Genomic DNA, 20507 nt, shown 5'->3' with positions numbered 1-20507 from the left:
TTATTTATTTTTAAATGCTTTGATGCCTATGAAGACGGCTTGGGATCCCAATTCTTCTTCGATTCGGAGAAGGCGGTTGAACTTCGCAATGCGTTCACTACGGCAGCCGCTACCTGTCTTGATATGGCCGGCGTTGGTGCCCACGACAAGATCGGCGATGGTGGTGTCCTCGGTCTCTCCACTGCGGTGGGAGATGAAACAGTTGTAGTTGTTCTTGTAGGCAAGGCGAATCGTTTCCAGGGTTTCACTGACGGTGCCAATCTGGTTGAGCTTAATAAGGATGGAATTGGCAACGCGCTCTTCAATACCTTTTTTGAGAATAGCCGGGTTGGTGCAGAAGATATCATCGCCCACGAGTTCGATATTGCCGCCCAACTGTGCGGTAAGCGATTTCCAGCCGGTCCAGTCGTTTTCGGCCATGCCGTCTTCAAGCAGAACGATGGGGTACTGGCGAACCCAGTCGCTCCACAGGGCCAGCAGCCGGTCGGAACTGATCTTTTCTTTGGTGGATTTGAAGAATACGTATTGACCGTCTTCCCACATTTCGCTGGTGGCGGGGTCAAGGCAAAGCGAAATATCTTTTCCCGGGTGATAGCCGGCCTTGGTGATAGCCTCGAGAATCACTTCCACAGCTTCTTCGTTGCTGCGGAGATTGGGGGCAAAGCCGCCTTCATCGCCTACGCCGGTGAAATAACCCTTGGTTTTCAGAATGCTTCTAAGGGCGTGGAAGGTTTCCTCGCCCATGCGGATAGCCTCCTTGAAACTGGGGGCGTTGTGCGGTGCGATCATGAACTCCTGGAAATCGACATTGTTGTCTGCGTGGCGGCCGCCGTTGATGACATTCATGCAGGGGACGGGTAAGGACAGCGGGCCGCCCGGAAAGAAGGTGCGGTACAGTGATGTGCGTTCTGCAAGGGCAAAGGCACGGGCGAAGGCCATGGATACGGCCAGGATGGCATTGGCGCCTAATTTCGATTTATTGGAAGTTCCATCGAGGCGGATGAGCTCTTCGTCAAGGTGCTGCTGGGAAAGGATGTTTAGGTTACGTAGCGATGCCGCGATGGTCGTGTTGACATTGGCGACGGCCTTGCTTACGCCCTTTCCCTGGTAGCGTCGGGGATCTCCGTCACGAAGCTCGACGGCCTCTTTCTCGCCGGTGCTGGCGCCGGAAGGCACGATGGCGATGCCGGTGACAGGTTCGCGGTTGGATGATTTAGAGTCCCGGAGTGTCACTTCTGCTTCAACGGTGGGATTTCCTCTGGAGTCCAATACTTCCCGGGCGTGTACTTTTTCGATGATCATGGTAGTATGATTGTTTATAAAGGTTATTGGTTCGGCTCAGTTTCAGGATGGGTCTGTCTGAGCAGGAGCTTCGGTATTCCCCGGATGATAAGCCGGTGAGGTGTTTTCGTAGGCGGACTGAAGAAATAGGCGATAAGACAGCCCAGGGCGAAATAGACGATATACCGGCTGCCGAAGAGCTCTACGCCGAGGAAAATGCCGGCGAGCGGGGTGTTGGCGGCAGCCGCGAATATCGCTACGAAGGCAATCGGTACGATGACGGAGACGCTGATGCCGGCAAGGGGAGCCAGGACATGGGCGAGGCAGGAGGCTATGAAAAGAAGGGGGACGATCTCGCCGCCCCGAAATCCGGCAGCCAGTGTCAACAGGGTCAGCAAGAGCTTCCACAGCCAGCCGAAAGAATCGATAGGGCCGGACTGGAAGGCCGTTAGGATAGAGGGCGCATTCGCGGAGGAGGGCAGGATACCGAGGCCGAGATATTCGTTGACAGGGGAAAAATATCCCAACGCGGCCAGGACAAGGGCCATAAGCACCGGGGACAACCAGCCCGGTCGAACATGCCGGGATGTCAGGTAGCGGATCTGGCGGGTAGCCTCGGTGAATGCGCAATACAGGAGACCGAGAAGGACGGCAAGGCCAGCGGTGGCCAGTGCCAGGCGCAGGTCCGGCTGGAAGGGCCCATTGACATTCATGCCAAGGGTATGGGTAAAGAGGTATTTGAATTGTGAGGGCATAGTGCCGAAAAATGAAGAAATACCTATGCCGGTAAATCCGCCGACTATGCAGGGAACGAGGGCGCTATAGGGTAGCTTTTCGGCGCGGAGCAGTTCCAAGGCAAAGAAAGCCGCAGCAACGGGAGTGCCGAAAAGAACTCCGAATGCAGATGCAATGCTGCCGGAAACGACGACCCCCTTGGAAACTGCTTCCGACGAATACCAGCCGGCGAACTGTTGGCCGATACCTGAGGCGGCCTGGAAGCTGCCACCTTCGCGGCCGGCGCTGCCACCCAGGAATTGCGTGAGCAGGGTGGAGCAATAGATGAAAGGAATGGAATAACGTGACAAGCCACTTCGGATATCGTGGAGTCCGGGCAGTGCCATCGGGCCCGCCTTTTGGGGATAGGGTCGCTGAAAAAAGTAGATAACCAGGGCACCCGCCGGCAGCAACAGGATTAGCCAGGGATGGGAGAAACGAAACCTTTGTTCGACGTCGACTAATTTGAGCAGAATGGCCGTGAGAATAGCGGTGACAGCAGCTGGGCCAAGGATGAGGATGCTCCAGCGAAGAGTACGCTGAAGCGCTGGCCAATCTGGACGACGTGGTAAGTTGAAAGGCATACCTACTTAATAAATCAATGATCGTATTAATTTACATGTAGGCGTCATCGTCCTTCCGAAAGGCGGTTGATGAGGGGGAACGCCATCCCCTTGCGAGCTGAAAATTACGCCAATAGACGGTAAAAATAAAATTTGTTTGCCTCGGTCATTCCATTTTAGGTGGCATAACGAGTACGGGCACTCCCGCATGGTGAATAACGTGATCCGCAACCGAGCCCGCTAGCATGCGACCGAGACCGCGGCGGCCATGGGTACCCATTACAATGAGGTCAGCCTGCCATTCAGCGGCGATCTTGACGATCTCCTTTTCGGGAACTCCTTCCGGCATAAAGCGGATAACTTCCCCGATACCATCGAACATCCTGATGAATTGCGCCAGGGTGCGTTCTGCCTCTTGTTGCAATACGGCTTTACTTTCACGCGGGGTCATCCCCAGGTCGGGATTGACGATCTCCTTGCCGACATCGATCACGAAGACAAGTGCAATGGTGGCCTTCAGGCGGTGTGCAAGCTCAAAGCCCGAACGGGCAGCTTTCAGCGATTCGGCGCTGTCATCGACGGCAATCAGAATTTTTTCGAATGACATGATGGAAAATTTAATCGACGTCCCAAAATTCTACCTCCCTATAAATGACGACTTTTCCGCGGAGCAGGTCCTTGTGCTTATAAAAGAATTCCTGCAGCTTTTCCTTTTTGTCGACGATCTGGACGCACATCGCCACGCCCGAGTTGTCTCCATCAGCGCTGAACGACTGGATATCTTCGTCGCCGGCATAGCTGGCGTGTGTACTATAAGCGGAGGCCTTCATGATACCGTCTTTTTTCGCCTCCTGGATGATGTGCAGGTAGGCGGACTTGGGGAACATGCGGCGGAACAGGGTACGCTGACCGTGCCTTACTTTATGCGCCGGCTCGATATAGATTTCGAGCTTTCCGAGAGAATGTGTTTTGATCTTTTCAACCATTGTTTTCTGTTTTTTATGCGGGTGTTTCTGACTTCGTTTAACGTATTATTATGATGGTGGCCGAGTTCATCTACCTTCGATACGGCTACGCGCTGAGCATGGTAAATGCCGGAATGCCCGCTGAAATAGTAGGCGGTGAAGCAGGCAATGGCATAATACAGCGCATGGCTTCCACCAAAGAGCTCTATGCCCATGATCGTACAAGCTATAGGGGTGTTGGTCGCGCCGGCGAAGACGGCGATAAAGCCGAGGCCTGCCAACAGGTCGACCGGGGCGCCTGTCAGGGTAGCGATCGTATTGCCCAGGGCAGCGCCGATGAAGAAAAGGGGCGTCACTTCCCCGCCTTTGAAGCCGGTTCCAAGAGTGATTGCCGTAAATAGCAGCTTCCAGAGCCAGCTAAGGCTGGTGGCGCCGCCTGGCTGGAAGCAGGACGGGATAGTGACGGAATGGGAATTCATCCCGAGGACACCAAGGCTCAGGTAATCCTGTGTACCTAGAAGATAGGTGAAACCGATGATGATTGCGCCGCCCACTGCCGGGATCAGCCATTTTCGCTTTATCCAGCGATTGCTGTAATTTTTGATGGTATGGGAAGTCTCCGCGAAGGCATAACCGGCGAGGCCGAAAAGGACACCCGCCCCGATGACCTTTGCCAGCAGGACCGGGTCGAAATGGAAGATGTTGAGAAAAACGGCGCCTGTCTCCTGGAAATCGATGTGGTAATGGGTATGATGGATACCCCAGGCGGCGCAGGTTTGATCAGCCAGGAAACTGGCGATAAAGCACGGCAGCAGGGCATTGTGCCGAATCCGTCCAAGGGCGAGCACTTCGAGGGCAAAGATGGCGCCGGTGATAGGCGTGCCGAAGACTGCACCGAAGCCGGCGGCGATGCCGGTGGTTAGGAGCATACGAACATCTTCCTTCGAAAGGTTGAACCGGCGGGCGAAGAACTGGGCGATGCTGCCGCCGATCTGGACGGCCGTTCCCTCCCGGCCGGCGCTGCCGCCGAAGAGGTGGGTGATGACGGTGGTCAGCAATACCATTGGGGCCATGCGGGCGGGCACGCCGCCGCCGGGCTCGTGGATCTCATCCATGATGAGGTTGTTGCCGCCTTCGGAATTCTTACCCATAAAGCGGTAGAGGACGTAGATGAGGATACCGGCGAGGGGCAGCAGGAATAGTAGCCAGGGATGGGCAAACCGGAAATGGATGGCTTTGTCGAGCAGCCAGAGAAAAAGGGCGACGAGGGAGCCGGCGACCAGGGACACGGGAAGGGTCAGCATGGTCCAGCGGAAGAGATGGGAGACGATGAAAAGGCCTTCGAAATGGTTCTTCAGTTGCTTCATTACCTACAAACGTTATTTATATTAATAGTTGTATATTAATCGCTTGTAGGCGCCATTAGCGTCCGGATCGACGTAGCCTCCGGGGCGGTTAAGTAGGTGGACACCATCACCTTGAATGGCCGCAAAGATAGGGCGTGGACAGAGATAAGCCAAAAAATGGTTGGATGTTTAAGGGATGTTGCGTCTCTATATAAAATAAGCTGTATCCCGCCATAAATTCGGTCGTGCGGATTAGACTGGTCTTATACCTTTCCAATGTGCCAGCAGCAAATTCTTTGGGAACGAGCTCGGCCATTCGGTGGTTGTGCTTTAAGAATATCTCGACGAGCATTCTGGGATCGTCTTCAGTAGATTGGACTCTATCAGGCTGAGCTCGTTATTGAGGTCGCCATGGATACGTGACAGACGCGATTTGCGCCGTTGGTTCTACCGACGGCGACAGAACCGCTTTTCCGGAAGATCTATGGGCCGCTGGCGCGGTACTCTGCATTATTTTCGAAAAAGCCTGGCTGAATTAAGAATAAAGGTCAGTTCGGAAATAACATGAATAAGGGCCGCTCCCAGGGGAGTAATGTACCCGGCAAACGCCAGGGAAATACCGCATATATCAACTATTACTGTCCCCCAAAAGTTAAATAGGATTACATTCATACATTGCCTGCTTATTTGCAGGGCCTCTGCTATTTTCAATAGGTTGTTGTTCATGAGTGTCATATCGGCGCTTTCCAGGGCAACGGCAGTTCCGCTGGCCATTGCGATACCCACCGTCGCCTCTGCCAGGGCTGCAGCATCGTTAATGCCATCACCTACCATTGCAATTTTCTTTCCGGACTGCATCAGTGCCCGCACCTTTTCCATTTTTTCCGCGGGCAGCATTTCTGCATAAACCTCGTCTACGCCCAAAGAACGGGCAACGGCCGTGGCTACCGTTTTCTGATCGCCGGTCAATAGCAGGACCCTGCAATCCAGTTTTTTCATAGCTTCAATGGCCTGCCGGGCCTCCGGTCTTATTACATCGGCAACGCTGATAGCGCCGGCAATAGTATTGTTCTGAAGAACGAAAACCGTTGTATATCCTTTTTCCCTTTCCCTACCCAGGTAAGCCGATACAGCGGTATCAAAATCACCCGCTTTTTGCGCTGCAAGATTGGAGTTGCCTACCAGGATCTCATCGTTATTGATGATGCCAATCATACCCTGTCCTGGAAGATACTGGACATTAGTGTAAGAAAAGAGTGGAAGCTTATCTGTTTTTGCTTTGCTATTGATCGCCGCTGCAATGGGGTGTTCGGAGTGTTGTTCCACAGAGGCGGCCAGTTGTAAGACCTCTTCCTTGCTGATACCGTTAAAACATTCAACGTTCATTACGGCGGGTTCGCCGAGCGTCAAAGTGCCGGTTTTGTCCAGAATGACCGTATCTACTGTAGCCAGTTGTTCCAGGTAAACGCCTCCTTTAACAATGATGCCTTCCTTGGCGACCCGACCGATACCTGCCAGAACAGCAAGAGGAGTGCCGGCGGCTACTCCACATGCGCCGGCGGCTACCAGCGCAGCAATGGCAGATACGGCATTATGGGTGAACAGCCAGGTGATAGCAGCACCGGCCAGCGCCAGGTAAACCAACCTTGCAGCCAGTTTATCGGCAGTTTTCTGGATGGGCGCCCTGGATTGCTCGGCTTCCTCAATGATGGCAATTATTCTTCCAAAAGTCGTATCCTGGCCGACTCGTTTTACCTGCACTTCGAGAATGCCGGATTGATTCAATGTCCCCGCGAACACTTCCAATCCTTGCGTTTTTTCGACAGGGATGGATTCTCCGGTGAGCGAAGATTGATCGACAAAGGAATTCCCTTTTACGATTATACCGTCCACTGGAATGGAAGCACCCGGCTTTACAATTACAATATCGTCCGGTTGTATATCGGTAATGTCCGATTCGCTCTCTATTTGCCCGCGGCGTACGGTAGCTTTTCGCGGAAGTAGTGCTATTAATTTTTCAATTACGTTTCTGCCCTGCGAAACAAGGAGATGCTCTAAAAATTCAGCTATCAGTACAAAGAAAGTAATAACCAGGCCCGTAAAATATTGCTGAATAGCGAGGGTGGCTATGACGGCGATGGACATCGAAAGTTCCATGGTCATGCGGCGCTCGCGGATGTTCTCAAAAGCTTCTTTAAACATCGGGTATCCTCCGACAAGGGTGGCGAGGATGGCGATGAAGTCGAATGACGCCACGTACTTCCATGCACCAAGCCAACTGAGCAGCAAAGCGATGGTTACCGCTCCGATGCGGATAAGATCTTCTTTATGATGAGGGTGTTCATGTTCCTGTTCAGGCATCATTTTTAATTTATGTCGCAAAACTATACCATGTTCCCGCAAAAAATGGGTAAAAAAACTGCGTTTTTAGGTATATTTGCGGGATGATGAGCTATTCCCGGGATCTGGATTTTGATATGACGGTGAAAAAGATCAAAGCCAATAATTCTCCGCCGCACCGCCACCGCCATTTTGAGATCATTTGTGTGCTAAATGGTCATGGAAAACATGTCATCAATGGCAACCAGTTTGACTACACACCCGGAGATATGTTCCTGCTCACGCCGCAGGACCTGCATACGTTTAAGGTAGCTATACCGAGCGAATTTTGCATTGTAGATTTTACCGGTAGCTTTTTTGCCTTTATCGGCAGCCAGGATAAAGATCAATTCCAGTCTGCGTCTCTTTTTGAGGAAATGGAATATATTTTTCATAATCATCACCGCATTAAGGGAAATATCATTGCCGATGAAGAGGACAGCGCCTGGGCACAACTGTTGATCAAACGATTGTTATTGGAAAAAGAGCAGGGGGATTACGGAACAGAAAGCATCAGCAGAAATATCGTTTTTTTACTGCTTCAACTCATTGCCCGTCATATCCGCCGACAGTCGATTTTCCCTTTAAAAACCGCGCGCGCGGAAAGATTGGTGCAGGGTATTATCAATTTTGTTCATCAAAATATCTATGACAAAGATGCCTTGAAAATAGAGAACATCGCCCGCAATTTCCACAAATCAAAAGACCACATCAGCCTCTACTTCAAGCAACAAACGGGAACAACGCTGAAAGAGTATATATCGGCTTATAAATTACAATTGGTTAAGACCCGGTTGCTATACAGCGATCTTAGCATCGCCAGCGTTGCGGCCGAATTGGATTTTACAGACGAAAGTCATTTGAATAAGCTTTTTAAAAGGAAATTTTCGGTTACAGCAAGCGCCTACCGGAAAAAAACTAAAGGGGCGTGAACAATTCCCCCAAAAACCGAATTTGCAACAGAGATACGTTGTAGTTTTCTGCCGAGCGTGACTTTTGTCACTCGGGCGCTGGTGCGAATTGCGCCGGGCCGTTAGTTTGGGGAATAGGCAGGGATGGATTCAACACCCGGACAGAGGGCATGGCTTCGGCAGCGAATTTGATGTCGCCATTGCTTCGAGCGGCTTCTTCGAGAATGCGGGTGTATAGTTTGTTCCGGGTACTCGTTCTAGTGGCAGAATTATTGGGTGGGGACGGTGGATGGTTGCGGAATAGCTGGGGGAAGGAAAATACCTAAGAATTTAGGCGTGGTGCCGACAGCAATTTATTTGCAAGAGTTTATACCCCCAAGATGATAATAAATGTTCCATATCGGTATTTTGGCATCTATTATAAAATAGCCTGTACGAGTTTAATTCCCCGTGGACGTTGACATACCTGTCTCCGGGCAGGTTGAGGCTTTTTAGGGCCATCCGTGCAAACAAATCAAGCAGTGGGTCCGAGTAGTCTTTTAACGCGGACATTGGGGGCGTCCTTTCTGCGCCTCCGGATTTTGTAACTTTCTGGTAGGCTTAGTGCAGTGTTTTAATCGTTACCCAGCTGTTCATACCTGACTTTTGCCAGGGGCGGGTACATCATCAGGATCAGGCCGATGGCGATGGGAACGTTGGTGGTACCGGATTGGAAGGAATTGACAAAATCCGCCGTGCCGGGCACGAGAGAACTCAGGGCGACACCGATCAGCATGGCGGCGAAGATCCACACGGTGAGGTACCGATCGAGGAAGGACAGTTGTTTGCGTTGTGTAGGGTTACAGTTGTTGGCGCTCATATCGTTGGTTGAATAATGGGGGGGGCGGATACCCCTCCCTGATATAGTTATTGACAGCAATCGGGTCCGCAGCAGGTCTTTGCTTCTTTGGGTTTTTCCGCAAAGACGGTGATGCTGTAAATGCCGGTGCCGGAGGTCTTGAAGGTGGTGATTTCTTCGGGGCTGAGGTATTGAGCCAGTATGTCGTCGGGGACGGTGATGGGCTTTTCCTTCTGGAGGGTGATAGCCTTGAACCCGGTGGTCCCGATTAGGGCCAGGTATTCGTTCTTCTGGATGGCTCCGGCAACACAGCCGGCGTACATTTCAGCGGCCTCGCGGATTTTAGCGGGCAGCTCGCCGACCAGGACTATATCGGATATGCTGAAATGGCCGCCGGGCTTAAGGACGCGGTAAATCTCCTGGAAGACGCCGTATTTGTTGGGGACGAGGTTCAGGACGCAGTTGGAGACGATGACGTCGGCGACGTTTGCGGTAACGGGCATTTTTTCAATATCGCCCTGGCGGAATTCGACATTGTTATAGCCCAGCTTATCGACGTTGGAGCGGGCCTTCTCGATCATGGCGGGGGTGAAGTCGATGCCGATCACGCGGCCGGTTTCGCCGGTCTCTTTGCGGGCAATGAAGGCGTCGTTACCGGCGCCGGAGCCCAGGTCGATCACCACGTCGCCTTTTTTGATCCTGGCGAACTGGGTGGGCAATCCGCAGCCCAGGCCCAGGTCGGCGTCGGGGTTGTAGCCTTCAAGGGTGCTGTAGTCGTCGGTCATGATGTTGGCCGTCTCGATGGAGCAGCAGCCGGAGCCGCAGCAGGAGGCTGCGTTGTCTTCTTTGTCCTGGAGGGCGATGGCGCTGTACTTTTCGCGCACCATTTCTTTTATCTGTTCGGTCGTTTCCATGATGTATATCGTTTAATGTGAGGGATTGGTTTCGGTAGCGGGTATCCAATAGCTTATCTGGCTGGCGTCCTGGACAAAGGTTTTGATCTGCTGTTCGATCTCATCGCGGACCTGGCGGGTCTGCTGTAGGATTTCTTCGGGGCTGCCGGTGAAGCTCGACGGGTCTTTGAATGACCAGGGTATGCGTTTGACCATACCGGGAAAGATGGGGCAGCGTTCGGCGGCTTCTTTGTCGCAGACGGTGATAACGGCGTTGTATAGGCGTCCCTGCTGGAATAGATCAAAGACACCCTGGGTGGGCTTGCCGGCGAGGTCAATGCCGATTTCCTGCATGACTTTGACGACGTTGGGGTTGAGGGTGCCGGGTTCCAGGCCCGCACTTTCGGCCTCGAAGGCCTCGCCGCCATACCTTTTCAGGAAGGCTTCGGCCATCTGGCTGCGGGCGGAATTATGAATGCAGACAAAGAGGATTTTGTGTTTGTTGGTCACAGTCGGTATATTAATATTGCGATATTGCGATGCTTTGGGTCAAAAAAAAGGCTGTGGTTATCCGCAGCAGTTGTCAGGACCTTTGTAGGCGGCGAACAGGGCGCCGATCTCTTTTTGATACGTGGCCCAGGTCTTCGGCTCAATGCAATAGCATACACTGGTCCCTTCTATAGTGCCCTGAATCAGGCCGGCGGTCTTTAATTCTTTCAGGTGTTGGGATATGGTCGGCTGTGCCAGGCCCAGGACCTCGACCAGGTCGCCATTGATACAGGCGTTGGCTTTGAGCAGGTGCTGGATGATGGCGATGCGGGCGGGATGGGCCAAGGCCTTCATCATGCTGGCCAGCTTGTTTTGCTTATCGGTGAATATTTCAGACTTCGTGAGGCCCATGTACTTATTGTTTCATTGCAATATTACGATATTTAAACTTAGCCGGCAAATTTTTTTTTGAATGGCGTTCACTGTGCGGCCCATTTGTTTGATTGATATAAGAATTTCATACTCGATAGGCTGAACCGCCGCACATATGTAGTTCGTAATCATTGAGCTTTTATGCTTTCTTATTTTCAATTAGGTACAGTCGGAACCGATGATGTCGCGGATTTGGCGCTTGATGACGGTTTGTTGTTGTCGTAGCTGGCGGGGGCCGCGGGGGGTGTGGAGGTGGGTGAGTATGGCCTGGACGGCTTCGGAGGCGGATGCTTTTTCGCCGAGGATAAGACAGAGGAGGCGGGCGAGTTTGGCGGGGGGTAGGGGGGATTGTCCGATATGGGTCTGGAGGTATTGAATGATGCCTAATTGGGAGGCGGCGATGAGTTGTTGTTCGAGGCGTCGTTGGTCGTCGGCCGGCGGGGCGATTTGTTGCGATGCGGGCAGGGGGCTTTCGAAGTACCGGGCCAGGAGAAGCCCCTGGCTATAGAGGTATAGTTCGATAAGCTTGCGGGTGCCCTTGGGGGTGAGAAGGCCGTATTGTTGATAATCGGTGTAGCCGGCGTAGAATACGGTCATGAATTTGATGAGGGGGTTGTTGCGTTCGCTGCTGGTAATTTGGTGGCGGAGTTTGTTCAGCAGAGGTTGGATTGTTTCGATAGGGACGGATGGCTGCGGGGCGTCTGCCTGGGCGATGAACTTGGTGATCAGGTAGTGGTTGAATATCCACTGTTTGGAGCTAAGGGGGCGGACATCGAAGCGATATGTCCTCCCGGCGGAAGACAGTTCGCGGACATAGAGGTTTTTCCGATGGGCTTCAGCCTGGTAAAGGTTTAACAGTCGGTCGGACTGGACGGGATCGAAGAAGAAAGATAGGTGGGGATCAAAAGAAGGGTATTCGAAGGGGAGAAGGGTGTACTTCTGGTCAAAGAAGGCGAGGCGGTCTCTGTAGGTGAGGTTCTTGAACTGTTCCCAGTCGTTTTTGATGGTGTCGGTATGGGGGTGCGTGTTCATGAGGCGTATGGGAGATTTTCATGTGTTTGGTTTAATGGATTTGTTCGGATTGAAGAAGCTGGCCTTCCGGTGTGAACGTTAGGCGATAGATGTCTTTGGATCCCGCGCCTTCCATATAATTATCGACATAGCTCACGTCGATGTAGAAGCGCTTGTGGTCGTCGCTGTCCGTTTCCTGCATATGCTCGACATACCACGAAGCATATGTGCTGTTGCGCAGCGCGGTCCTGACAGCGGGGGGAAGATTCTTTGTCCATTTTATATGGCTTTGTGTCTTTAGCCAATTGCCGCCTCTGTCATAGTACGCTTCGGAAGGGTTGCCACGCATGTGGAATTGTGCGATGTATTGTCCTTCTTTGTCTTGTTTCCATTTTTTGGGTGTGATCGCCGGGTAACGGCTGGCGAAGTCGCGGGTTACTGCTTGCGGCACAGGCCCGTTGTCGGGGGATTGGGCGCTGGTGGCGATAGTGAGCATCAGCGCGGGCAGGATAAATAGTGCTTTTTTCATAACCTTATTTTTATTCGTGAACAATACATAGGGTATTGGATTTGTCAATGACTGAGTTTCCAATAGGCGGTAGTTCCGGGTTTGCGTTCGTCGGTGCCCTTGGATAGCAGGGTGTCGCCGGGGTGGAGATCGGCGAAGACCTCGATGCCGTTGTCGGTGGTCATGCCCTGGCGGACGTCGACCCATTGGGCTTTTCCTTCATGGACACGGATGACGAATTTTCGTTCGAGGGTCGTTGCTATGGCGGCGGGTGGAACGACGAAGGACGGGGTGTTGCGTTTCAGGCTGAGGCGGGCGTAGACGAAGGCGCCTGCTTTCAGGAGATGTGGGCGGTTGTCGACGTCGTATTCCCAGAGTTCGGTGCGGGTAACGGGATCGATGGATTCGGTCTTGCGGGTGAGGGTGCCGGTGAAGCGTTGTTCGGGGTAGGCATCGACGGAGAAAGAAAGGTCGCGGTGGCCGGTGGCGGCGGCCACATAAGCATCGGGTACGGATACGCGCAGGCGAAGTATGTTATTGTCTTGCACGGTGAGCAGCATGCTATTGGCATTGACGAGGGCGCCGGGATCGGCCTTTCGGGCGATGATGACGCCGTCGAAGGGCGCGGCTAAGTAGAGATAACCGGACACTTCTTTGTAGGCCTTGGATTGCTGGCTCACGGCTTCATAGGCGGCGCTGTCGGCTTCCATCTGGTCGTGGGCGGTGACGAGGTCGACCGGGGCGACGATACCGGGGGAGGCGCTTTGGGAAGCCTGGTAGAGGCGTTGATATTTGTCGGCGCTGGCGGTGTATTTGGCTTTGGCGGAGGCCAGAGCGGCCTGGGATTGGGCGACCTGGGTGTTGACCTCGGGGGCTTCGATGACGGCAAGGGTTTGGCCTTTGTGGACGCGGTCGCCGATGTCGACTTTCATGTCGCGAACATAGCCCTGCACCTTGGCGAAGAGATCGGTCTGGAGGTAGGGTTGCAGCTCGCCGGGCAGATCGACCGTTTTTTTGACGGTGTCGGTCTTGAGGAGGAATACCTGGGCGGTGTCTTGCGCACGGCCGGTGGCGGCGGTATTGTTTGAGCCGGAAGGCTGACCGCAGGCGCTGAACAAGAGTACGGCCGCGGTGGTCATCAGGCCGGATAGGAACCGAGTCGGTTTGTTGGGGTGGTGCATGTTGTGTTCGGTATGATGGGTGTATTGGTGCATGTGGTTATTTGGTTGCGGGTGTGGAACCGTTGTCGTCGGGGTACAGGGATACGGCCATATAGGCTTTGCGGCCGGCGAGCCATTGATAGATATGGGGTAGGAAGAACAGGACGCCGAGGGCGGAGAAAATGAGGCCGCCGATAACCGATATGCCGAGGGGGGCGGTTTGGTCACCGCCTTCGGTGAGGCCGAGGGCCATAGGGATCATGCCCGCGATCATGGCGATGCTGATCATGAGGATGGGTCTTAGCCGGTGTCCGGCCGCTTCCATGTGAACGCCAGTGGCGCCGCTACGGCGGAGCTGTTCGGCATTGGTGATAAAAAGGACCGAGTTGGCGATGGCGACGCCGACGGCCATGATGGTGCCCATATACGATTGGATGTTCAGCGTATTGCCTGTGATGAACAGCAGGAAAAGGGCGCCGGCGATGACCGCCGGGATGACCGATAAGGTTGCCAGCGCGACGCGGAAGGACTGGAAGAAGATGGCCATGGCGAGGAAGATGACGACGATGGCGACGATCAAACCGAATTGCAGGCTTTGGAGGGTTTGCTGGAGGAGATCGCTTTGACCGCGTAGCAGGATGCGGGCGCCGTTGGGCGATTTTCCCATGCCGGCGATGATATTGCGGATTTTGGCGTAGGTAGCACCCTTGTCTTTTTGTTGGATGTTGGCGGTAACAGTGACATAGCGTTGTTGGTTGAGGCGGTCGTATTCGCCAGGGACGGCGGTGCGTTTCCAGGTGGCGACTTCGCCGAGTGCGTGGGTCTCGCCGTTAGGGCCAGAGGAGATGGGGACGGCTTCCAACTGTGCGGTCCCGTTCATGCGGTAGTTGGGATATTGTACCTGGACCTGGTAGGCCGTACCTGTGGTTTTGTCCAGCCAGTAGCTGGGGGCGGTGAAGCGCGAGGAGGAGGTGGCGGCGACGGTGGAGCGGGCGATCTCGTCGCCGGTGATGCCCAATTGCCCCGCCCGGACGCGGTCAACGTCGAGCTTGATCGCTGGATAGTCGAGGGGTGTGGCGATTTGCAGGTCGCGGAGCCCGGGAATGTTTTTGAGTTGTTGCAGGAGCGCCGTGGCGGTCTTCTTACCCTGGTCGAGGTTGCGGTTGGCGACGGCGATCTCGACGGGATTGGTGCTGCCAAGGTTGAGGACTTGTTCGACGATGTCTCCGGGCTCGAAGGAGAGCTTGACTTTGGGCATGTCGTTGGCGATGGCGGCACGCAGGCGTTCGCGGAACTCAGCGATGGGTATGACGCCGGGCTTCAGTTTGATCTTGGTGACGGATTCGTTGGGACCGCTTGTCCAGAGATGGATGTAGTTTACGGGGTAGCTGGAGGGCTGGGTGCCGATGAAGGCGGAGGTGATCTCGACGTTGCCCCTTCCGGCGATGCTGTCGGTGAGGGATAGGAGCCGGCGGGTGGCGTCCTCGGTCCGTTCCAGGCGGGTGCCAACGGGCAGGCGTAGCCGTACCTGTGCCTGTCCGCTGTCGGTGTCGGGAAAAAGCTGCGTGCCGGTGAACCGGAAAAGCACCGCGACGACCAGGATGGCCGCGGCTAGGAAGAGCACCGTGAAGGCGGCGTAGCTGGCGTGAAAACGCCGGCCGGCTTTGAGGTAGCGGTCGCGTAGCTTGTCGAAGCCGGTGGTGCGCCTGGCTCTTTCTGAAATATGGTGTTTGAGCAGCCAGTTGGAGACCACGGGTACGAAGGTTTGGGACAACAGGAAGGAGGCGATCATGGCGAAGCCGACCGCCAGGGAAAGGGGCAGGAACATGGCTTGCGGAACACCGGTCATAAAGAGCGCGGGTACGAAGACGGAGAGGATGCTGAGCAGTATCAGCAGCTTGGGTGCTGCGATCTCCAGGCAAGCGTCGGCAATGGCGCGGCCTTTGTCTTTTCCCATTTCCTGATGCCGGTGGATGTTCTCGATGGTCACGGTGGCTTCATCGACCAGGATACCTACGCTGAGGGCGAGGCCGCCGAGAGTCATGATGTTGATGGATTGTCCGCAGAGGTACAGGGCCGTTGCCGCGGACAGCAAGGCCAGGGGGATGGTCATGATGACGATCAGGCCGCTTCGCGGATCGCGGAGGAAGAGCAAAACGACGAGGCCGGTGAGGAGGGCGCCCAGTCCGCCCTCGAACAGGAGGCTTTTGAGGGAGTTGATGACGTAGCCGGATTGGTCGAACTCATAGCTCACCTTTATGTCGGAAGGAATGGCTGCCTGCATATCGGGCAGGGCGGCCTTTACGCGTTGGACGACGTCCCAGGTGGAAGCGTCGGCGCGTTTGGTGACCGGTATATATACGGAGCGCTTGCCGTTGATCAGGGCGTAGCTGGTGGTGATGTCGGCGCCGAGGCTGACGTTGGCTACGTCGCGGAGATAGACCGAAGGGCCGCTGCCCAGCTGGAGGGGAACTTTCTGGAGGTCCTGGGCATCCTCGATGACGCTGTTCTGTGGGGTGAGGTAAGTGGAGTCGCCGATGCTGACATTGCCCGCGGGGGTGATCGAGTTGAACTTGACGATAGACTGCACGACCTCGTCGGGTGACAGGTGGTAGGCTTGTATTTTTTGCGGGTCTACGGTGACGACGACGGTTTTTTGGTTGCCGCCGAAGGGCGGAGGCGCGCTCACACCAGGCAGCGTGGAGAACATGGGTCGGACCCGGAAGAGGGCGAGGTCGGATATCTCGCTGAGGGAACGGCTGTCGGAGCTGAAGACGAGCTGGCCAACAGGGACGCTGCCGGCGTCGAAGCGGGTGATAAAAGGTGGTACGGTGCCGGGGGGCATGAAGGCGCGGGCGCGATTGACGTACCCTACGACTTCGGCCATGGCCTGGCTCATATCCGTGCCTTCATTGAATTCGATCTTGATCAACGCGGCACCCTGGACGCTTTTGGAGTCTACGTATTTGACGCCGGTGATGTATAGGAAATGGTATTCATAGTAGGAGGTTACGAAGCCTTCCATCTGGTCAGGGGAAAGACCGCCGTAGGGTTGGGCGACATAGACGGTCGGGAGGCCGAGTTTGGGGAAGATGTCGATCTTGGTGTTGCGGACCGCCAGCCAGGAAAAAAAGAGGATGGCGATAACCGTGACGAGTATGGTAACCGGATGTCGCAGCGCGGATATGATGAGTTTGTTCATGATAGGGCTATTTCAGTTGGTCGGTGAAAAGGTTGAGGTTGCCTTTGGCGACGCCGATTTCCAATAAGGCGCGCCACACTTGCAGGTTGGCGTCGGCCTCGGCCATTTCCGCGTTGAGGAGCTGATATTGCCCCTGGGTGAGGCGGGTGAAGTCCACGAGACCGCTTTTGTAGCTGAGTTCAAGCCCCTGGTAGGAAAGCAGTGCGGACTTGGATTGCACGGGCGCTTCCCGGGCTATTAGCAGGTTTTGCTGGTAGTTGGACGCTGCGGTCTCCACCTGGCGGCGCAGATTGAGGTCGACCTGGGCAAGCTGGTCCTGGTCGGCCTGCAATAAGTTGCGGTATTGTCTCTTTTGGATATTTACACGGGAAAATTGTAAGATGGGAAAACTGAGTTGCAGGCCGGCGCCATAATTGGTACGGGACAGCATCCAGCCGTTTGCGTTATCGACCACGCCGGTGGGATCGATGCCTGAGCCGCGGGAATAGGCATTGGCCCACACGTCGAGTTTGGGGCGCCAGCCGCGTTGTATTTCTTTGAGGTTGGCGGCGCTGAGGGCGACCTGTGCCTGGTAGTATTGGTAGCCGGGGTTTTGGGTGTAGCCGCCGCTGGTATCCGGCGTTGCCGGAAGACGCAGGACAAGGCTGGTGTCGGAGAACACCAGGTCCTCAGGGCGGTTGGATAAGCCCGTGAGGCGACAGAGCTCGAGCACTTCGGCGGTATAGAGCCGCTGGGTATTCAGCCGCTCCATGGTGGCCAGAGCCAAAAGGGATTGGAATTGTACGGTATCGAGACCGGGGCGAAGGCCTTGCTTGGCGAGTTCGAGCGATTGCCGGAGACCGATGCCGGTCCGGTCGATATTGGCTTGTTCCGTGGCGAGGAGTTTCTGCAGGTAGACGACGGTCAGATAGGCGAGGATACCGGCGTAGCGCTGCTGGAATAAGGCGTTGTCATAGACACTGCCGGAGAGCTTGAACTGGGCGGCGGCTTTTTCGATGGCAGCGGCGCGCTGGCCAAAGGTAAGGGGCGTCCATTGCAGATAGGCGGCCAGGGCGGTGCCGGGGATGATGTTGTTACTGCTATGGGCGGCGACAGGTCCGGAAATCGGCATCAGCAGGCCTGGGTAGCTCATGCCGGTGATGTTGTTGTCGGTGGCATAGCCGGCCTGGTAGCCGCCGGTGAGGTTTGGGACAAGGGTGTTGCGGGCCAGGTCGATATTGGCGGCGGTGGCCGCCGATTGGTCTTTGTAGGCACGGAGTTGCGGCTGACCGCTCTCGACGAGGCTGAGGACGTCGTGGATCGAAACGGTCTGTTTCTGGCCAAGTGCGCTCAGTCCGGATAGGAGGCCGATTGCCGCCGCGACGGCTGCTAAAATGGACGTGCGAAAATAGGGCATAGTCATGCTGGCTTTCAGTATGAGCCGAAGCTAGAACCCGATTTGGAAAAAATTTAGAAAGGGGCCTCAGGAGCCGGAGGGAAAGGTGACGGTTAGCCGGTGGACGCCGGAGTAGTAGCTATAGCGGATGCCGAATTGGTACAGTTGGCATATTTGATGGACGAGCGCCAGGCCGAGTCCGTTGGTGCGGGAGTCTTCCCGGCCCTTTTTGAAGCGGTCGAAGAGGCGGGCGGGATCGCCTTCGATGGCGGGGCCGCTGTTCTCGACCAGAAGACCCGTGCGGTTGAGGCAGACGCGGACGTATCCGTCGGCGACGTTGTGGATGTAGGCGTTTCGGAGGAGATTGTTGACAAGGATCTCGACGAGGGCGGGGCTGGCGAGCAACTGGATCCCTGGTTCAACCTCGGTGGTGGTTTTGGGGACCTCGTCTTGAAAATAGTCGCCAAAAAAGGCGGTCTGTTTTTGAACAAGCCGGGACAGGTAGACGGTTTCTCCTTCGGGGAACTGCCTGTTTTCGATCCGGCTAAGGAGCAGGAGGTTCCGGCTCATTTGGCTGAGGCGTTCGTTGGCGTCGTTGATCTCACCGAGGAGGTGGGCGGTGTCTTCATTGAGGGCGGCCCCTTCCATCATCAGTTCCACCTTGCTTCGGATAATGGCGAGCGGCGTCTGTAATTCGTGGGCGGCGTTTTCGGTGAATTGTTTTTGGTTGCGGTAGGCCTGGTATACGTTGTCGATGAGGGAGCTCAGGGTTTGATTGAGGCGGTTGAACTCGTCGACGCCGGTATCCGGTGAGAGGTTGGGGGTTTCGTTTTGACGGACGTCATAGCTGCGGATGGTATCCATGGTCGTATAAAAGGGCGCCCACAGCCTACGGGATATATTCCGGTTGACGACGACGATGGCGCCGAGCAGGAGCAGGAAAATAAGGGCGTCGGCAAGGGCGATCTTTATGATGAGATGCGTGACTTCGGTGGACGAGATATAGGTGGTGACAAGATAGGACTTGCCCTTGTCTGTTAGCCGGCTGGTCAGCAGGTTGAAGGTCTCGGAAGCGTAGCCCGGGAACCGGATCGCGGTGTCCCTTGGCCGGTCGCTCGTCCTTATCGAGGCGGGGGGACCTGGGACGATGTCGTATTCGCCGCGGATGTGAAGGGGCAGGCCGCCGGGGGAAGTGGTGAAGGCGCGCCAGATATTGTTCTGTTTGAGGTGGAGTTGTTGTTCCTGCATATGCAGGATATGGCTGCGCATGAGGAAATAAAGGAATACCGATCCGGCGAGCATGACGAGCGGGAGCCATCTGAGTAGGATGCGGGTGTTTCTTTGTTGGAGCGATAGACTCATACGACAAGTTTGTATCCGAGTTTGTAGACGGTCTGGATGATCTCGCCGGCGCCTTTTTCTTTTAGTTTTCGTTTGAGGTTCTTGATATGGGAATATACGAACTCGGGGCCTGGGGCCTGGTCGCTGGGGCCGTCGTACAGATGTTCGGCGATGGCCTGTTGGCTGACGACCCTGTTCTTATTGGTGACCAGGAAAAGGAGGAGGTCGTATTCGAGTTTGCTGAGAAGAATGGGTTGTCCTTCCGCGGATACCGTACGGGCGGTCAGGTCGATGTGGAGGCCGTCGAGATCTACGGTGGCGCCGCCTTCATTGTATTTGCGGCGGAGAAGCGATTTTACGCGGGCGCTGAGTTCGGGGAGGTGGAAGGGCTTGGTCAGGTAGTCGTCGGCGCCGTAGTCGAGACCGGTGATCTTATCGTCCAGGGAGTCTCGGGCGGAGATGATGATGACCCCATCCCGTTTTTTATCCTCGCGGAGGAATTTCAAGAGTTTGAGACCGCTGCCCCCCGGCAGGTTGATGTCGAGAATGATGCAGTCGTACCGGAAGTCTTCTATTTTTTGAAGGGCGTCGTTAAAAGTCGTCGCTTCCTCGCAAAGGAATTGCTCCTTGCGGAAGTAGCGGGTGATGCTCGCCATCAGGCTGGGTTCGTCTTCGATGACCAGTAGTTTCATGGTCTGCTTTTGGGCGAAGGTAGCATTGAATTTGGAAAGATTTTAGAAGGGGGCTACCCGGTTATCGAAGGTGCCAAAACTGTTATGGGCTAGTGGGCAAGAGGTCAAAGAAATGGAAGAAAGCTTGCAGTCGGGAGCATACCGCTATTACAGAAAACCGGAATGCGGGGTTGATTGGGCGGAGGTAGTCCGGGAGATTCGGAACTTGCTGACTGTCGAGTTGAACTTTTTCTGAAGCGGGCGAATGTGTCATTGTCAAAATTCATAACTTTAAGGAAATTCGATAAAGTTTCAGTCTTAGTTCGTTAACCCCCTCTTCTTCAGGAGGGGGTTTGATTTTTTGCGGA

Annotated in this window: 17 protein-coding genes, 1 pseudogene and 2 riboswitches; of the genes and pseudogenes, 1 reads left to right on the top strand and 17 read right to left on the bottom strand. The window is 54.8% G+C overall.

The features are described 5' to 3' along the window. From eno to VHE34_RS00555, 6 genes are all read right to left on the bottom strand, one after another. Positions 1-1302 (bottom strand): phosphopyruvate hydratase, encoded by a 1302-nt coding sequence (eno, locus tag VHE34_RS00580; RefSeq protein WP_325583474.1) that lies wholly within the window; start codon positions 1300-1302, stop codon positions 1-3. Positions 1303-1325: 23 nt separating this feature from the next. Continuing rightward, positions 1326-2639: a chloride channel protein gene (locus VHE34_RS00575; RefSeq protein WP_325583472.1), complete on the bottom strand. Its 1314-nt coding sequence runs from the start codon at positions 2637-2639 to the stop codon at positions 1326-1328. 31 nt (positions 2640-2670) lie between these two features. Continuing rightward, positions 2671-2738, bottom strand: a riboswitch (Fluoride riboswitch). 46 nt (positions 2739-2784) lie between these two features. After that, positions 2785-3225 carry a universal stress protein gene (locus tag VHE34_RS00570; protein ID WP_325583470.1) on the bottom strand — a complete coding sequence of 147 codons (441 nt, stop codon included), beginning with the start codon at positions 3223-3225 and terminating at the stop codon, positions 2785-2787. Between the two features lie 10 nt (positions 3226-3235). Then, positions 3236-3604, bottom strand: a complete 369-nt coding sequence (locus VHE34_RS00565) for a DUF190 domain-containing protein (RefSeq protein ID WP_325583468.1) — start codon at positions 3602-3604, stop codon at positions 3236-3238. Further along, complete coding sequence (locus VHE34_RS00560; protein WP_325583466.1) at positions 3535-4950, bottom strand: voltage-gated chloride channel family protein; 1416 nt, start codon at positions 4948-4950, stop codon at positions 3535-3537. Before VHE34_RS00560 ends, VHE34_RS00565 begins: the two co-directional genes overlap by 70 nt. 39 nt (positions 4951-4989) lie before the next feature. After that, positions 4990-5070, bottom strand: a riboswitch (Fluoride riboswitch). 369 nt (positions 5071-5439) lie between these two features. After that, on the bottom strand, positions 5440-7293 hold the full coding sequence (locus tag VHE34_RS00555) for a cation-translocating P-type ATPase (RefSeq protein WP_325583464.1): 1854 nt from the start codon (positions 7291-7293) through the stop codon (positions 5440-5442). An 80-nt stretch (positions 7294-7373) separates the two neighbouring features. Here VHE34_RS00555 and VHE34_RS00550 point away from each other — a divergent pair, with 80 nt between their 5' ends. Further along, the gene (locus VHE34_RS00550) at positions 7374-8240 is read left to right on the top strand and encodes an AraC family transcriptional regulator (RefSeq protein WP_325583462.1); all 867 of its coding nucleotides are present in this window, start codon (positions 7374-7376) and stop codon (positions 8238-8240) included. 604 nt (positions 8241-8844) lie between these two features. On the opposite strand, the pseudogene VHE34_RS00545 reads toward VHE34_RS00550, so the two are convergent. The 11 genes and pseudogenes from VHE34_RS00545 to VHE34_RS00495 all read right to left on the bottom strand — a co-directional run. Next, positions 8845-9078 (bottom strand): annotated as a pseudogene (locus VHE34_RS00545) (arsenic resistance protein); the annotation flags it as partial. 47 nt (positions 9079-9125) lie between these two features. Continuing rightward, a complete protein-coding gene (locus VHE34_RS00540; RefSeq protein ID WP_325583458.1) occupies positions 9126-9971 on the bottom strand; it encodes an arsenite methyltransferase in 846 nt (281 codons plus the stop codon). A 12-nt stretch (positions 9972-9983) separates the two neighbouring features. After that, the gene (locus tag VHE34_RS00535; RefSeq protein ID WP_325583456.1) at positions 9984-10460 is read right to left on the bottom strand and encodes an arsenate reductase ArsC; all 477 of its coding nucleotides are present in this window, start codon (positions 10458-10460) and stop codon (positions 9984-9986) included. A 57-nt stretch (positions 10461-10517) separates the two neighbouring features. Then, positions 10518-10850 (bottom strand): metalloregulator ArsR/SmtB family transcription factor, encoded by a 333-nt coding sequence (locus VHE34_RS00530; RefSeq protein WP_325583454.1) that lies wholly within the window; start codon positions 10848-10850, stop codon positions 10518-10520. Between the two features lie 180 nt (positions 10851-11030). Beyond that, the gene (locus VHE34_RS00525; RefSeq protein WP_325583452.1) at positions 11031-11903 is read right to left on the bottom strand and encodes a hypothetical protein; all 873 of its coding nucleotides are present in this window, start codon (positions 11901-11903) and stop codon (positions 11031-11033) included. Between the two features lie 31 nt (positions 11904-11934). Next, entirely contained in the window at positions 11935-12411 is a 477-nt protein-coding gene (locus VHE34_RS00520) for a hypothetical protein (RefSeq protein WP_325583450.1), read from the bottom strand. A 44-nt stretch (positions 12412-12455) separates the two neighbouring features. Next, the gene (locus VHE34_RS00515; protein ID WP_325583448.1) at positions 12456-13604 is read right to left on the bottom strand and encodes an efflux RND transporter periplasmic adaptor subunit; all 1149 of its coding nucleotides are present in this window, start codon (positions 13602-13604) and stop codon (positions 12456-12458) included. A 4-nt stretch (positions 13605-13608) separates the two neighbouring features. Further along, complete coding sequence (locus VHE34_RS00510; protein ID WP_325583446.1) at positions 13609-16752, bottom strand: efflux RND transporter permease subunit; 3144 nt, start codon at positions 16750-16752, stop codon at positions 13609-13611. Positions 16753-16759: 7 nt separating this feature from the next. Further along, positions 16760-18154 carry a TolC family protein gene (locus tag VHE34_RS00505; RefSeq protein WP_325583444.1) on the bottom strand — a complete coding sequence of 465 codons (1395 nt, stop codon included), beginning with the start codon at positions 18152-18154 and terminating at the stop codon, positions 16760-16762. A 60-nt stretch (positions 18155-18214) separates the two neighbouring features. Further along, positions 18215-19489, bottom strand: a complete 1275-nt coding sequence (locus VHE34_RS00500; protein WP_325583442.1) for a HAMP domain-containing sensor histidine kinase — start codon at positions 19487-19489, stop codon at positions 18215-18217. Further along, positions 19486-20160, bottom strand: a complete 675-nt coding sequence (locus VHE34_RS00495; protein WP_325583440.1) for a response regulator transcription factor — start codon at positions 20158-20160, stop codon at positions 19486-19488. Before VHE34_RS00495 ends, VHE34_RS00500 begins: the two co-directional genes overlap by 4 nt. Positions 20161-20507 lie beyond the last annotated feature (347 nt).

The organism is Puia sp. (assembly GCF_035546395.1).
Classification (GTDB): Bacteria; Bacteroidota; Bacteroidia; order Chitinophagales; family Chitinophagaceae; genus Puia.
Note: the sequence above shows the minus strand (reverse complement) of the source record. Positions and strands in the feature narration are given on the sequence as shown.